The organism is Variovorax davisae, assembly GCF_030316845.1.
Taxonomy (GTDB): domain Bacteria; phylum Pseudomonadota; class Gammaproteobacteria; order Burkholderiales; family Burkholderiaceae_C; genus Variovorax; species Variovorax davisae.
In genome coordinates, this window is the sequence record NZ_JASZYS010000023.1 from 74,950 (window position 1) to 88,030 (window position 13,081).

Here is a 13,081-nt window from a genome sequence, read left to right on the forward strand (position 1 = left end):
GGGCGGCTCAGCGCAGCGGGGCCGCAGGCCGCAGCTGCATGATCCAGGCCACGATGAGCGCCGGAAACTGGCCGATCGCCGCGTTGTACTGCGCCACCGCGAGGTTGAACTGGCCGCGGGCGATTTCCGCCGCGGCGGAAGGCTCGGGCCAGGCGATCGGTGCGCTGTCAGGCAGCAGTTCGTCCTTGCCGTTCAGCGGCGCGGGACGCGACAGCGTGCCGTCGGCCTCGAAGCTGACGACCGCCTCCGGATGCAGGCGCTGCCAGGCCGCCAGCAGCACGTGCAGGGCGGTGCCCAACGCGGCGATGCCGGCCGGGTCGAGCGCCCGCAGGCGGGTGGCGGCCAGCAAGGTGGCGAGCTGGCCCGAGGCCGCCTGCAGCGATGCGCCGGAGGGCGGCTCCGCCGCTGCCGCCTCGGCCGCATCGGCTTCGGCCGCCCGCGCCTGCACGAACTCGAGCTGGCGCACCAGCGCGGCGTCGAGCGTCGCATAGGCCTGCAAGGCGGCCGAGCGCAGCCGCATCAGCCGGTTGTAGGCGCCGACGAACCAGAACAGCGCCAGCGCGCCGCCGATCCAGAACGGCAGGGATTCCGGCATGCCGTTCATGGCGCCGCCGCCCGTGCAAAAGAAAAAGCCCCCGATCCGCGGGCGGAAAGGGGGCTTCGGATTCCGGTCATGGCCGGAGATGCTAACCAGTTATTCGGCCGCGGTGCCTTCGCTGGCATCGACCGTGGTCGTCGCCTCTTCGGCCGTGCTGCCGACACCGGCCAGTTCGGCCGCTTCCGACTCGGCGATCGCGCGGCGCTCGGCCTCGTCCATCGCGTCCTTGACCTTGCGTGCCTGGTGGTACGCCATGCCGGTGCCCGCGGGGATCAGGCGGCCGACGATGACGTTTTCCTTCAGGCCGCGCAGCTCGTCGCGCTTGCCCATGATCGCGGCTTCGGTCAGCACGCGCGTCGTTTCCTGGAACGATGCGGCGCTGATGAAGCTGTCGGTCGACAGCGATGCCTTCGTGATACCCAGCAGCAGGTTGGTGTACGTCGCGGGGATCTTGCCAGCGGCGCGCAGGGCGTCGTTGGTGTTGAGCATCTCGCTGCGTTCGACCTGTTCACCGGCGATGTAGTTGGTGTCGCCGACGTTCTCGACCACGACCCGGCGCAGCATCTGGCGAACGATCACCTCGATGTGCTTGTCGTTGATCTTCACGCCTTGCAAGCGGTACACGTCCTGCACTTCGTCCACGATGTAGCGCGCCAGTTCTTCCGAACCCAGCAGGCGCAGGATGTCCTGCGGGTCCGCCGGGCCGTCGACCACGCTTTCGCCCTTGTTCACCACCTGGCCTTCGTGCACCAGGATGTTCTTTTCCTTCGGCACGAGGTCTTCCCAGACCGTGCCTTCGGGGTCGGTGATCTGCAGGCGGATCTTGCCCTTGGTCTCCTTGCCGAACGACACGGTACCGGTCATCTCGGCCAGCATGCCCTTGTCCTTCGGCGAACGGGCTTCGAACAGCTCGGCCACGCGCGGCAGACCGCCGGTGATGTCGCGGGTCTTCTGGCCTTCGACCGGAATCCGCGCCAGCACTTCGCCGGGGCCCACGTCCTGGCCGTCGCGCACCTGGACCAGCGCACCGATCGGGAAGCCGATCGTCACCGAGTGGTCGGTGCCGGGGATCTTGACCTCGGCGCCCGAGGCGTCGATCAGCTTCACTTGCGGACGCACGACCTTGGCAGCGCCGCGGCGCTTCGGGTCGATCACGACCAGGGTCGACAGGCCGGTGACTTCGTCCACCTGCTTGGCGACCGTGAGGCCTTCCTCGACGTTCTCGAACTTCGTCTGGCCGGCGAATTCCGTGATGATCGGGCGGGTCAGCGGGTCCCAGTTGGCGAGCACGTGGCCGGCCTTGATGGTCTGGTCGGCCTTGACCGCCAGGATCGCACCGTACGGCACCTTGTGGCGCTCGCGCTCGCGGCCGTGCTCGTCATGGATGACGATCTCGCCCGAACGCGAAATCACGACCAGCTCGCCCTTGCTGTTGGTCACGTAGCGCATCGTGGCGTTGAAGCCGATCGAGCCGTTCGACTTGGCTTCGACGCTGGACGCGACCGCCGCACGCGACGCCGCACCACCGATGTGGAAGGTCCGCATCGTCAGCTGCGTGCCGGGTTCGCCGATCGACTGGGCGGCAATCACGCCGACCGCTTCGCCGTTGTTCACCAGGCCGCCGCGGCCGAGGTCGCGGCCGTAGCACTTGGCGCAGATGCCGAAGCGCGTCGCGCAGGTCAGCGCGGTCCGCACCTTGACTTCGTCGACGCCGTCGGCTTCGAGGGCTTCGATCAGGTCTTCGTCGAGCATGTCGCCGGCGTTGGCCAGCACCGCACGCGTTTCCGGATGCAGCACGTCCTCGGCCGCGGTGCGGCCCAGGATGCGGTCGCGCAGCGATTCGATGACTTCACCGCCTTCGACGATCGCGCGCATCACGGCACCTTCGTGGGTGCCGCAATCCTGCTCGATCACGACCAGGTCCTGCGTCACGTCGACCAGGCGGCGCGTCAGGTAACCCGAGTTCGCGGTCTTCAGCGCCGTGTCGGCCAGACCCTTTCGGGCACCGTGGGTGGAGATGAAGTACTCCAGCACGTTCAGGCCTTCGCGGAAGTTCGCCGTGATGGGCGTCTCGATGATCGAGCCGTCCGGCTTGGCCATCAGGCCCCGCATGCCGGCCACCTGGCGGATCTGCGCGGCGGAACCGCGAGCGCCCGAGTCGGCCATCATGTAGATCGAGTTGAAGGACTCCTGCTCGACTTCCTTGCCGTGGCGGTCGGTGACGGTCTGCTTCGACAGCTTGGCCATCATGACCTTCGACACTTCGTCGCCGGCCTTGCCCCAGATGTCGACCACCTTGTTGTAGCGTTCGCCGGAGGTCACGAGACCGGAGACGTACTGCTGCTCGATCTCCTTCACTTCCTTGGCCGAGCGGTCGATGATGCCGTGCTTTTCAGCCGGCACCAGCATGTCGTCGATCGCGATCGAGATGCCGGCCTTGGTCGCCAGCCGGAAGCCGTTCTGCAGCAGCTTGTCGGCGAAGACGACGGTTTCCTTCAGGCCGCACTTGCGGAACGAGACGTTGATGAGCTTGGAGATCTCCTTCTTCTTCAGCGCCTTGTTGATGTTCGAGAACGGCAGGCCCTTGGGCAGGATCTCGGACAGCAGCGCACGGCCCACGGTCGTGTCCACCAGCGAGGTCGACGGCACGAACTCGCCCGTTTCCTTGTCCTTGGTGTACTCGGTGATGCGGACCGCGACCTTGGCGGTGAGCTCGACCACGTTGGCGTCGAGCGCGCGCTGGACTTCGCCGATGTCGGAGAAGACCAGGCCTTCGCCCTTGGCGTTGATGCGGTCGCGGGTCGTGTAGTACAGACCCAGCACCACGTCCTGCGAAGGAACGATCGACGGTTCGCCCGAAGCCGGGAACAGCACGTTGTTGGAGGCCAGCATCAGGGTGCGGGCTTCCATCTGCGCTTCCACCGACAGCGGCACGTGGACGGCCATCTGGTCGCCGTCGAAGTCGGCGTTGAAGGCCGCGCAAACGAGCGGGTGCAGCTGGATCGCCTTGCCTTCGATCAGGATCGGCTCGAAGGCCTGGATGCCCAGACGGTGCAGCGTCGGCGCACGGTTCAGCATCACCGGGTGTTCCTTGATCACTTCTTCAAGGATGTCCCAGACCACCGGCGTGCCGGATTCCACTTCCTTCTTGGCCGCCTTGATGGTGGTCGCGATGCCCATGGCTTCGAGGCGCGAGAAGATGAAGGGCTTGAAGAGCTCGAGCGCCATCAGCTTCGGCAGGCCGCACTGGTGCAGCTTGAGCGTCGGGCCCACCACGATGACCGAACGGCCCGAGTAGTCGACGCGCTTGCCCAGCAGATTCTGGCGGAAGCGGCCGCTCTTGCCCTTGATCATGTCGGCCAGCGACTTCAGCGCGCGCTTGTTGGCGCCCGTCATGGCCTTGCCGCGACGGCCGTTGTCCAGCAGCGAGTCGACCGCCTCTTGCAGCATCCGCTTCTCGTTGCGCGCGATGATTTCCGGCGCCTTCAGTTCGAGCAGGCGGCGCAGGCGCGAGTTGCGGTTGATGACGCGGCGGTACAGGTCGTTCAGGTCGGAGGTCGCGAAGCGGCCGCCGTCCAGCGGCACCAGCGGACGCAGGTCCGGCGGCAGCACGGGCAGCACTTCGAGCACCATCCAGTTGGGCTTGATGCCCGACTTGCGGAAGGCTTCCAGCACCTTGAGGCGCTTGGAGTTCTTCTTGACCTTGACTTCGGAGCCGGTCAGGTCGCCGCGCAGCTTCTCGATCTCGCTGTCGATCTCGATGCCTTCGAGCAGGTCCTTGATGCCTTCGGCGCCCATCTTGGCGACGAACTCATCGCCGTATTCCTTGCGCTTCGCGTCGTAGTCGTCCTCGGACATGATGCCGAACTTCTTCAGCGGGGTCATGCCGGGGTCGGTGATCACGTAGGCTTCGAAGTACAGCACGCGTTCGATGTCGCGCAGCGTCATGTCGAGCACCAGGCCCAGGCGCGACGGCAGCGACTTCAGGAACCAGATGTGGGCGCAGGGCGCGGCCAGGTCGATGTGACCCATGCGCTCGCGACGCACCTTGGTCTGCGTGACTTCGACGCCGCACTTCTCGCAGATCACGCCGCGGTGCTTCAGGCGCTTGTACTTGCCGCACAGGCACTCGTAGTCCTTGATGGGGCCGAAGATCTTGGCGCAGAAGAGACCGTCGCGCTCGGGCTTGAACGTGCGGTAGTTGATGGTCTCGGGCTTCTTCACCTCGCCGAAGGACCACGAACGGATCTTCTCGGGCGATGCCATGCCGATGCGGATGGCATCGAAATGCTCGTCCGGCGTGAATTGCTTGAACAGGTCGAGTAATGACTTCATGTGACTCTTTCCTTGTTGGCTTATGAGCGTTCGAGTTCGATGTCCAGGCCCAAGGAACGAATTTCCTTGACCAGCACATTGAACGATTCCGGCATGCCGGCTTCGATCGAGTGTTCGCCCTTGACGATGCTCTCGTAGACCTTGGTACGGCCCACCACGTCGTCGGACTTCACCGTGAGCATTTCCTGCAGCACGTAGGCGGCGCCGTAGGCTTCCAGTGCCCACACTTCCATTTCACCGAAGCGCTGGCCACCGAACTGGGCCTTGCCGCCCAGCGGTTGCTGCGTGACCAGCGAGTACGGGCCGGTCGAGCGGGCGTGCATCTTGTCGTCCACCAGATGGTGCAGCTTCAAGAAGTGCATGTAGCCGACGGTGACCGGACGCTCGAACTGGTCGCCGGTGCGACCGTCGTACAGGTAGGCCTGGGTACGGGTGTCGGTCAGGCCCTTGAGCTTGGCGATCTCGTCCGGGTAGGCGAGCTTCAGCATGCCGCGGATTTCTTCTTCCGAGGCGCCGTCGAACACCGGGGTCGCGAAGGTCGCGCCGCTCGACAGGTTGGCCGCCATCTCGAGCACGTCGGAGTCGCTCAGCTTGCCGAGGTCTTCCTTGCGGCCCGAGCCGTTGTACATCTCTTCCAGGAACTTGCGCAGCTCGGCCACCTTGGCCTCTTGCTGCAGCAGGTCGCCGATGCGCTGGCCGATGCCCTTGCCGGCCCAGCCCAGATGCACTTCGAGCACCTGCCCGACGTTCATCCGCGAGGGCACGCCCAGCGGGTTCAGGCAGATGTCGCACGGCGTGCCGTCGGCCATGTGGGGCATGTCTTCGACCGGAACGATCTTCGACACCACACCCTTGTTGCCGTGGCGGCCGGCCATCTTGTCGCCGGGCTGCAGGCGGCGCTTGACGGCCAGGTAGACCTTGACCATCTTCAGCACGCCCGCGGGCAGCTCGTCGCCTTGCGTGAGCTTCTTGCGCTTTTCTTCGAACGCGAGGTCGAAGCTGTGGCGGGTCTGCTCGAGCGAGTTCTTGATCGATTCGAGCTGGGTCGCCACTTCGTCTTCCGCCGGGCGGATGTCGAACCAGTGGAACTTCTCGATCGACGTCAGATAGGCCTTGTCGAGCTTGGTGCCCTTGGCCAGCTTGTTCGGGCCGCCGTTGGCGACACGGCCGGTCAAGAGCTTCTCGATCCGGTCGAAGGCGTCGGCCTCGACGATGCGCAGCTGGTCGTTCAGGTCGAGGCGGAAGCGCTTGAGCTCGTCGTCGATGATCTGCTGGGCGCGCTTGTCGCGCGTGATGCCTTCGCGGGTGAACACCTGGACGTCGATGACCGTGCCTTGCGAGCCCTGGTCGACGCGCAGCGATGTGTCCTTCACGTCGGAAGCCTTCTCGCCGAAGATCGCGCGCAGCAGCTTCTCTTCAGGCGTCAGCGTGGTCTCGCCCTTCGGCGTGACCTTGCCCACCAGCGTGTCGCCCGGCTGCACTTCGGCGCCGACGTAGATGATCCCGGATTCGTCCAGGCGGTTGAGCTGCTGCTCGGCCAGGTTCGGGATGTCGCGCGTGATTTCCTCGGCGCCCAGCTTGGTGTCGCGGGCCATCACCACCAGTTCCTCGATGTGGATCGAGGTGTAGCGGTCTTCGGCCACCACGCGTTCGGAGATCAGGATCGAGTCTTCGAAGTTGTAGCCGTTCCAGGGCATGAAGCCGATCAGCATGTTCTGGCCGAGCGCGAGCTCGCCCAGGTCGGTCGACGCACCGTCGGCCACGACGTCGCCCTTGGCGATCTTGTCGCCGCGCTTGACGATCGGACGCTGATGGATGTTCGTGTTCTGGTTCGAACGCTGGTACTTGATCAGGTTGTAGATGTCGACGCCGACTTCACCTGCGGTGGCTTCGGCGTCGTTGACGCGAACCACGATGCGGGTCGCATCGACATAGTCGACGATACCGCCGCGGGTGGCCGTGACCACGGTGCCCGAGTCGACCGCGGAGACGCGCTCGATGCCGGTACCGACGAACGGCTTTTCAGGGCGCAGCACAGGCACGGCCTGGCGCTGCATGTTGGCGCCCATCAATGCGCGGTTCGCATCGTCGTGCTCCAGGAAAGGCACGAGCGAGGCGGCCACCGACACGATCTGCGCCGGCGACACGTCCATGTACTGCACGCGCTCGGCGCTCACCAGGATCGATTCGCCGGTTTCACGCGCCGACACCAGGTCGCCGGTCAGGCGGCCGTCCTTGTCCAGGGCCGCATTGGCCTGGGCGATGACGTACTTGCCTTCCTCGATGGCCGACAGGTAGTCGATGTCCATCGTGACCTTGCTGTCGACCACGCGGCGGTACGGCGTCTCGATGAAGCCGTATTCGTTCAGGCGGGCGTACAGGGCCAGCGAGTTGATCAGGCCGATGTTCGGGCCTTCAGGCGTTTCGATCGGGCACACGCGGCCGTAGTGGGTGACGTGCACGTCGCGCACTTCGAAGCCGGCGCGTTCGCGGGTCAGACCGCCCGGGCCCAGGGCCGAGACGCGACGCTTGTGCGTGATCTCGGACAGCGGGTTGGTCTGGTCCATGAACTGCGACAGCTGCGAGGCGCCGAAGAATTCCTTCAGCGCGGCCGAGATCGGCTTGCTGTTGATCAGGTCGTGCGGCATCAGCGGCTCTTGTTCCGCTTGACCCAGACGTTCCTTCACGGCCTTCTCGATGCGGGCCAGGCCGGTGCGGTACTGGTTCTCGGCCAGTTCGCCGACGCAACGCACGCGGCGGTTGCCCAGGTGGTCGATGTCGTCGACTTCGCCGCGGCCGTTGCGCAGGTCGACCAGGATCTTGACCACGGCCAGGATGTCCTCGTTGGTCAGCACCATCGGGCCGGTCGACTCGTCGCGGCCGACCTTGGCGTTGAACTTCATGCGGCCGACGCGCGACAGGTCGTACGTATCGGGGTTGTAGAACAGGCGCTGGAACAGGGCCTGCACCGCGTCTTCCGTCGGCGGCTCGCCGGGGCGCATCATGCGGTAAATGGCGACGCGGGCCGCGAACTCGTCCACAGTTTCGTCGATGCGCAGGGTCTGCGAGATGTACGCGCCCTGGTCGAGTTCGTTGGTGTAAATCGCCTGCACGTCCTGCACGCCGGCCGTGCGCAGCTTCTTCAGCAGCGCTTCGGTCAGCTCGTCGTTGGCCTTGGCCAGGATCTCGCCGGTGTCCGGGTCGACGATGTTGCGGGCCACGACGCGGCCGACCAGGAAGTCTTCCGGCACGCTGATGTGCGTGGTTTCGGACTGCTCGAGCTCGCGCGTGTGGCGGGCGGTGACGCGCTTGTCCTTGGCGACCACGACCTTGCCGGCCTTGTCGGTGATGTCGAAGCGGGCGACTTCACCGCGCAGGCGCTCGGAGACGAACTCCATCTGCGCGCCGCTGTCCATCAGGCGGAAGTTGTCGTTGACGAAGAAGTTCGCCAGGATCGATTCCGGGTTCAGGCCGATGGCCTTCAGCAGGATCGTGACCGGCATCTTGCGGCGACGGTCGACGCGGAAGTACAGCATGTCCTTCGGGTCGAACTCGAAGTCGAGCCACGAGCCGCGGTAAGGAATCACACGGGCCGAGAACAAGAGCTTGCCCGAGCTGTGGGTCTTGCCCTTGTCGTGCTCGAAGAACACGCCGGGCGAACGGTGCAGCTGCGACACGATGACGCGCTCGGTGCCGTTGATGATGAACGAGCCCTTGTCGGTCATGAGCGGCACTTCGCCCATGTAGACCTCTTGCTCCTTGACTTCCTTGACCACCTTCGACTGCGAGGTCGACGACTCGCGGTCATAGATGATCAGCTGGACCTTGGCACGCACGGCCGAGGCGAAGGTCAGGCCACGGGTCTGGCATTCGCGGACGTCGAAAGCGGGCTTCGCGAGGTTGTACTCGAGAAACTTCATCTCGACGAAACCGTTGTGCGAGACGATCGGGAACGCTGCGTCGAAGGCAGCCTGCAGACCTTCCACGGTCCGTTTCTGGGGCGCGATGCCGGCTTGCAGGAACGCGGTGTACGCGTCTTTCTGCATCTGCAGCAGGTAGGGGATTTCGACGACGCTGTCGCGGTTACCGAAATTCTTTCGGATGCGCTTGCGTTCGGTGTAACTGTACGTGGACGTTTGGGCCATGAGAGCTCCGGAGCTTGAGATCTTCAGCGACGTGGTGAGGTGCCTGGGCACCACTCTCCTTGGCGGCTGGCCACTACCAGCCCTGGCGGACGGCGATGCGTTGCACATCGCCCGAACCAAGGGGGTCTTCTGCAGTCGGGGTCAGAAGACACTCAAAAAACCGCGCTGTCGCGGGGGCTTTTGGGTGCGCTCTGAAAGCGGCAAAGGCTGGAGGCACCTCGCGGCACCTCCAGCCCTTCAGGGAGACTGAATTACTTCAGTTCCACCTTGGCGCCAGCTTCTTCCAGCTTCTTCTTGGCGGCTTCGGCGTCAGCCTTCGACAGGCCTTCCTTGACGGCCTTGGGAGCGGCTTCCACCAGGTCCTTGGCTTCCTTGAGGCCCAGGCCGGTGATTTCGCGCACGGCCTTGATCGCCGACACCTTGTTCGCGCCAGCTTCCATCAGCATGACGTTGAACTCGGTTTGCTCTTCGACGACAGCGGCGGCTGCGCCACCACCGGCGGCCGGAGCCGACATCGCTGCGGCGCTCACGCCGAACTTCTCTTCGATGGCCTTGACCAGGTCGTTGAGTTCCAGGACCGTCATGCTGTCGAGCGCGGTCAGAAATGCGTCTTTATCGAATGCCATTTTTGTTTCCTAACAATTGGGTTGAATGTTTCAAACGCAAGGCTCAGGCGGCCTGCGCTTCTGCGGCGGGAGCTTCCGCCTGTGCTTCGCCACCACCGCGCTTCTCGGCCAGCGCCGCGAGCACGCGGGCGGTACGAGAGATCGGGGATTGCATCAAGCCCAGCAATTGCGCCAGCAGCACTTCCTTGGAAGGGATGTTGGCCAGTTGCTTCACGCCGTCGACGTCCAGGGCCTTGCCACCGAAGGCGCCGCCGCGAATCACCAACTTGTCGTTGGTCTTCGCGAAATCGGCCACCACCTTCGCGGCGGCCACAGCGTCTTCGGAGAAGCCGTAGATCAGCGGACCGGTCATCTGGTCGCCGATGATCTCAAACGGGCTACCAGCCACAGCACGGCGTGCCAGCGTGTTCTTCAACACGCTGAGGGTCACACCCTTGCTGCGTGCTTCGGTACGCAGTTTGGTCATATCGGCCACCGTGATGCCACGGTATTCCGCCATCACGAGCGTTTGAGCTTTTGCGGCGAGGCTGGTCACATCACTGATGACCGCTTCTTTCTCACTGCGATTCAGACTCAAGGTCTACTCCTTTTCAATGCGATCCTCGGCGGGAGCCTCGGATCGCGCTTCATGCAGCGACCAACTGTTCGGAACAAAAACACAAATTCCTTGCAGTGGGGTCGCCATCTGCGCTGGCTGCCCGGCAAAGGCCGGGCGATTAAGTGCAGGCGACCTGCACACCAGCGGTCTTGGATGGCCCGAGGCAAGCTGGAAAGCTGCCCCGACCCACCACATCCGCCTCACCTTTCGACGGGCGAGGCAAATCTCATCAACGCCTTCAGCTCGCGGCGATGGTTTGCGTGTCCACGCGGACACCCAGGCCCATCGTCGACGACACGGCCACCTTGCGCAGGTAGACACCCTTGCTGGTCGCCGGCTTGGCCTTGACCAGGGCGTCGATCAGCGCGGCGAGGTTGCCCTGCAGCTTGTCGTTGTCGAACGAACGGCGGCCGATCGTGCCGTGCACGATGCCGGCCTTGTCGACGCGGAACTGGACCTGGCCAGCCTTGGCGTTCTTGACGGCGGTCGCGACGTCGGGCGTCACGGTGCCGACCTTCGGGTTCGGCATCAGGCCGCGCGGGCCGAGGATCTGGCCCAGCGTACCGACCACGCGCATCGCGTCCGGCGCGGCGATCACGACGTCGAAGGGCATGTCGCCAGCCTTCACCATCGCAGCCAGGTCGTCCATGCCGACGATGTCGGCGCCGGCGGCCTTGGCTTCTTCAGCCTTGGCGCCCTGGGCGAACACGGCCACGCGCTTGGTCTTGCCGGTGCCGTTGGGCAGCACGACGGCGCCGCGAACGACCTGGTCCGACTTCTTGGCGTCGATGCCGAGCTGCACCGCGACGTCGATGGACTCATCGAACTTGGCGGTGGCGGCGTCCTTCACGAGCACGATCGCATCGGCCAGCGGGTACAGCTTGTTGCTGTCGACCTTGCCCACGAGGGTCTTTTGCTTCTTGGTGATCTTGGCCATTTACACGCCCTCCACATTCACGCCCATCGAGCGGGCCGAGCCGGCGATGGTACGAACCGCGGCGTCCAGATCGGCGGCCGTCAGGTCCTTCATCTTGGCCTTGGCGATCTCCTCGAGCTGTGCGCGAGTGATCTTGCCGACCTTGTCCGTGTGCGGACGTGCGGAACCCTTCTCGAGCTTGATGGCCTTCTTGATCAAGGTGATCGCCGGCGGCGTCTTGATGATGAAGGTGAAGCTCTTGTCGGCGAACGCGGTGATGACCACCGGCAGCGGCAGGCCCGGCTCGACGCCTTGGGTCTGCGCGTTGAACGCCTTGCAGAATTCCATGATGTTCAAACCGCGCTGGCCCAGTGCGGGACCGATCGGCGGTGAGGGATTGGCTTTACCAGCTGGGACTTGCAGCTTGATGAAGCCGACGATTTTTTTCGCCATGCTTTTCTCCTTGCGGGTGATGACGCCTGGGCTTGTCGGCCGCGGCTCCCCGGGGGTTAAACGACTCTGGAATCAAGACCCTGCGCCGAGTCGAAAAAGCGCAAGACCCAAAAAACGGGCGTCAGGTCTTCTCGACCTGGGCGAATTCGAGCTCCACAGGCGTCGCACGGCCGAAGATCATGACCGACACGCGCACCTTGCTCTTCTCGTAGTTGACTTCCTCGACCGTGCCGTTGAAGTCCGTGAACGGGCCTTCCTTGACGCGCACGAACTCGCCGACGATGAACTCGACCTTGTGGCGGGGCTTTTCGGTGCCCTGCTGCATCTGGCCGACGATGTCCTCGACTTCCTTCTGGGAAATCGGTGCCGGGCGGTTCTTGGCGCCACCGACGAAACCGGTCACCTTGTTGGTGTGCTTCACCAGGTGCCAGCTCTCGTCGTCCATGATCATCTCGACCAGCACGTAGCCCGGGAAGAAGCGGCGCTCGGTGGTGCGCTTCTGGCCGTTCTTGATCTCGACCACTTCTTCGGTCGGGACCAGGATGCGGCCGAACTTGCTCTGCATGCCGGCGCGGTTGATGCGCTCGAGGATGTTGCGTTCGACCGCCTTTTCCATGCCGGAATAGGCGTGCACCACGTACCAGCGCAGGTCCGGGTGGGCGGCGGGCGCCAGCAGCGGATTGATTTCCGGCGTGGCTTCTGCTTCGACGGCTTCGTCAGTCATTATTTTCTCCAGCCCAGAATGAGGTCGAAAAACACCCATTCGAGCGTCTTGTCGGTGAGCCAAAGGAAGATGGACATGATCGCCACGAAGGCGAACACGTAAGCCGTCATCTGGATCGTTTCCTTGCGGGTCGGCCAGACGACCTTCTTGACCTCGCGCCACGAGTCGCGGCCGAAGGCCCACAGCTGGCGGCCGCTCTCGGAGCTTCCGAAAGCGCCCACGGCAGCAGCCAGGCCCACCAGCAAAGCGACCCACTGCACCACGGCGCCCTGGCGCGCGAGCAGATAGAACGCCACGATGGCGCCCACCGCCAGCACGACGGCCGCGGCCAGCTTGGCCTTGTCCGCATTGGTGCTCACGGTTTCGATTTGAGAAGTGGCCATCTTGGGCTATGTTCCTGCGGCCTTGCGGCCTTCAAATTCAATGCGTCGTCTCAGACGCCGAAGCCCGTCAGGACGTGACGGGCTTGTTTTGCGGGCCACCTAGGTGGCAGGGGCAGTAGGAATCGAACCTACAACCTTCGGTTTTGGAGACCGACGCTCTGCCAATTGAGCTATACCCCTGTGGAATCCCTGATCAGATGTCGAGGATCTTCGCCACGACGCCCGAGCCCACGGTGCGGCCGCCTTCACGGATGGCGAAGCGCAGGCCTTCTTCCATCGCGATCGGGTTGATCAGCTTGACCG

General features: G+C 64.4%; 10 protein-coding genes and 1 tRNA gene. All 11 read right to left on the reverse strand.

Annotation, left to right across the window (positions count from 1 at the left end):
• Window positions 1-7 precede the first annotated feature (7 nt).
• Window positions 8-604 (reverse strand): lema family protein, encoded by a 597-nt coding sequence (locus QTI33_RS33595; protein WP_286510929.1) that lies wholly within the window; start codon window positions 602-604, stop codon window positions 8-10.
• 90 nt (window positions 605-694) lie between these two features.
• Window positions 695-4,933 carry a DNA-directed RNA polymerase subunit beta' gene (gene rpoC, locus QTI33_RS33600; protein WP_286510930.1) on the reverse strand — a complete coding sequence of 1,413 codons (4,239 nt, stop codon included), beginning with the start codon at window positions 4,931-4,933 and terminating at the stop codon, window positions 695-697.
• A gap of 20 nt (window positions 4,934-4,953) precedes the next feature.
• Complete coding sequence (gene rpoB, locus QTI33_RS33605) at window positions 4,954-9,078, reverse strand: DNA-directed RNA polymerase subunit beta (protein WP_286510931.1); 4,125 nt, start codon at window positions 9,076-9,078, stop codon at window positions 4,954-4,956.
• Between the two features lie 251 nt (window positions 9,079-9,329).
• Window positions 9,330-9,704, reverse strand: coding sequence for a 50S ribosomal protein L7/L12 (gene rplL, locus QTI33_RS33610; protein WP_286510932.1), 375 nt, complete (start codon window positions 9,702-9,704; stop codon window positions 9,330-9,332).
• 43 nt (window positions 9,705-9,747) lie between these two features.
• Window positions 9,748-10,281, reverse strand: a complete 534-nt coding sequence (rplJ, locus tag QTI33_RS33615; RefSeq protein ID WP_286510933.1) for a 50S ribosomal protein L10 — start codon at window positions 10,279-10,281, stop codon at window positions 9,748-9,750.
• Window positions 10,282-10,540: 259 nt separating this feature from the next.
• Window positions 10,541-11,239: a 50S ribosomal protein L1 gene (rplA, locus tag QTI33_RS33620; RefSeq protein ID WP_286510934.1), complete on the reverse strand. Its 699-nt coding sequence runs from the start codon at window positions 11,237-11,239 to the stop codon at window positions 10,541-10,543.
• On the reverse strand, window positions 11,240-11,671 hold the full coding sequence (gene rplK, locus QTI33_RS33625; protein WP_007831051.1) for a 50S ribosomal protein L11: 432 nt from the start codon (window positions 11,669-11,671) through the stop codon (window positions 11,240-11,242).
• 121 nt (window positions 11,672-11,792) lie between these two features.
• On the reverse strand, window positions 11,793-12,395 hold the full coding sequence (gene nusG, locus QTI33_RS33630) for a transcription termination/antitermination protein NusG (RefSeq protein ID WP_286510935.1): 603 nt from the start codon (window positions 12,393-12,395) through the stop codon (window positions 11,793-11,795).
• Complete coding sequence (gene secE / locus QTI33_RS33635; RefSeq protein ID WP_286510936.1) at window positions 12,395-12,778, reverse strand: preprotein translocase subunit SecE; 384 nt, start codon at window positions 12,776-12,778, stop codon at window positions 12,395-12,397. The genes nusG and secE overlap by 1 nt, the downstream gene beginning before the upstream one ends.
• A 104-nt stretch (window positions 12,779-12,882) precedes the next feature.
• Window positions 12,883-12,958, reverse strand: a tRNA-Trp gene (locus QTI33_RS33640).
• Between the two features lie 13 nt (window positions 12,959-12,971).
• The coding region (locus QTI33_RS33645; RefSeq protein WP_495574034.1) for an EF-Tu C-terminal domain-related protein at window positions 12,972-13,081 on the reverse strand (110 nt) is incomplete at its 5' end.

Coding starts and splice junctions, on each gene's coding strand:
- QTI33_RS33595 (WP_286510929.1), bottom strand. CDS start 604: ATGAACGGCATGCCGGAATCCCTGCCGTTCTGGATCGGCGGCGCGCTG.
- rpoC (WP_286510930.1), bottom strand. CDS start 4,933: ATGAAGTCATTACTCGACCTGTTCAAGCAATTCACGCCGGACGAGCAT.
- rpoB (WP_286510931.1), bottom strand. CDS start 9,078: ATGGCCCAAACGTCCACGTACAGTTACACCGAACGCAAGCGCATCCGA.
- rplL (WP_286510932.1), bottom strand. CDS start 9,704: ATGGCATTCGATAAAGACGCATTTCTGACCGCGCTCGACAGCATGACG.
- rplA (WP_286510934.1), bottom strand. CDS start 11,239: ATGGCCAAGATCACCAAGAAGCAAAAGACCCTCGTGGGCAAGGTCGAC.
- rplK (WP_007831051.1), bottom strand. CDS start 11,671: ATGGCGAAAAAAATCGTCGGCTTCATCAAGCTGCAAGTCCCAGCTGGT.
- nusG (WP_286510935.1), bottom strand. CDS start 12,395: ATGACTGACGAAGCCGTCGAAGCAGAAGCCACGCCGGAAATCAATCCG.
- secE (WP_286510936.1), bottom strand. CDS start 12,778: ATGGCCACTTCTCAAATCGAAACCGTGAGCACCAATGCGGACAAGGCC.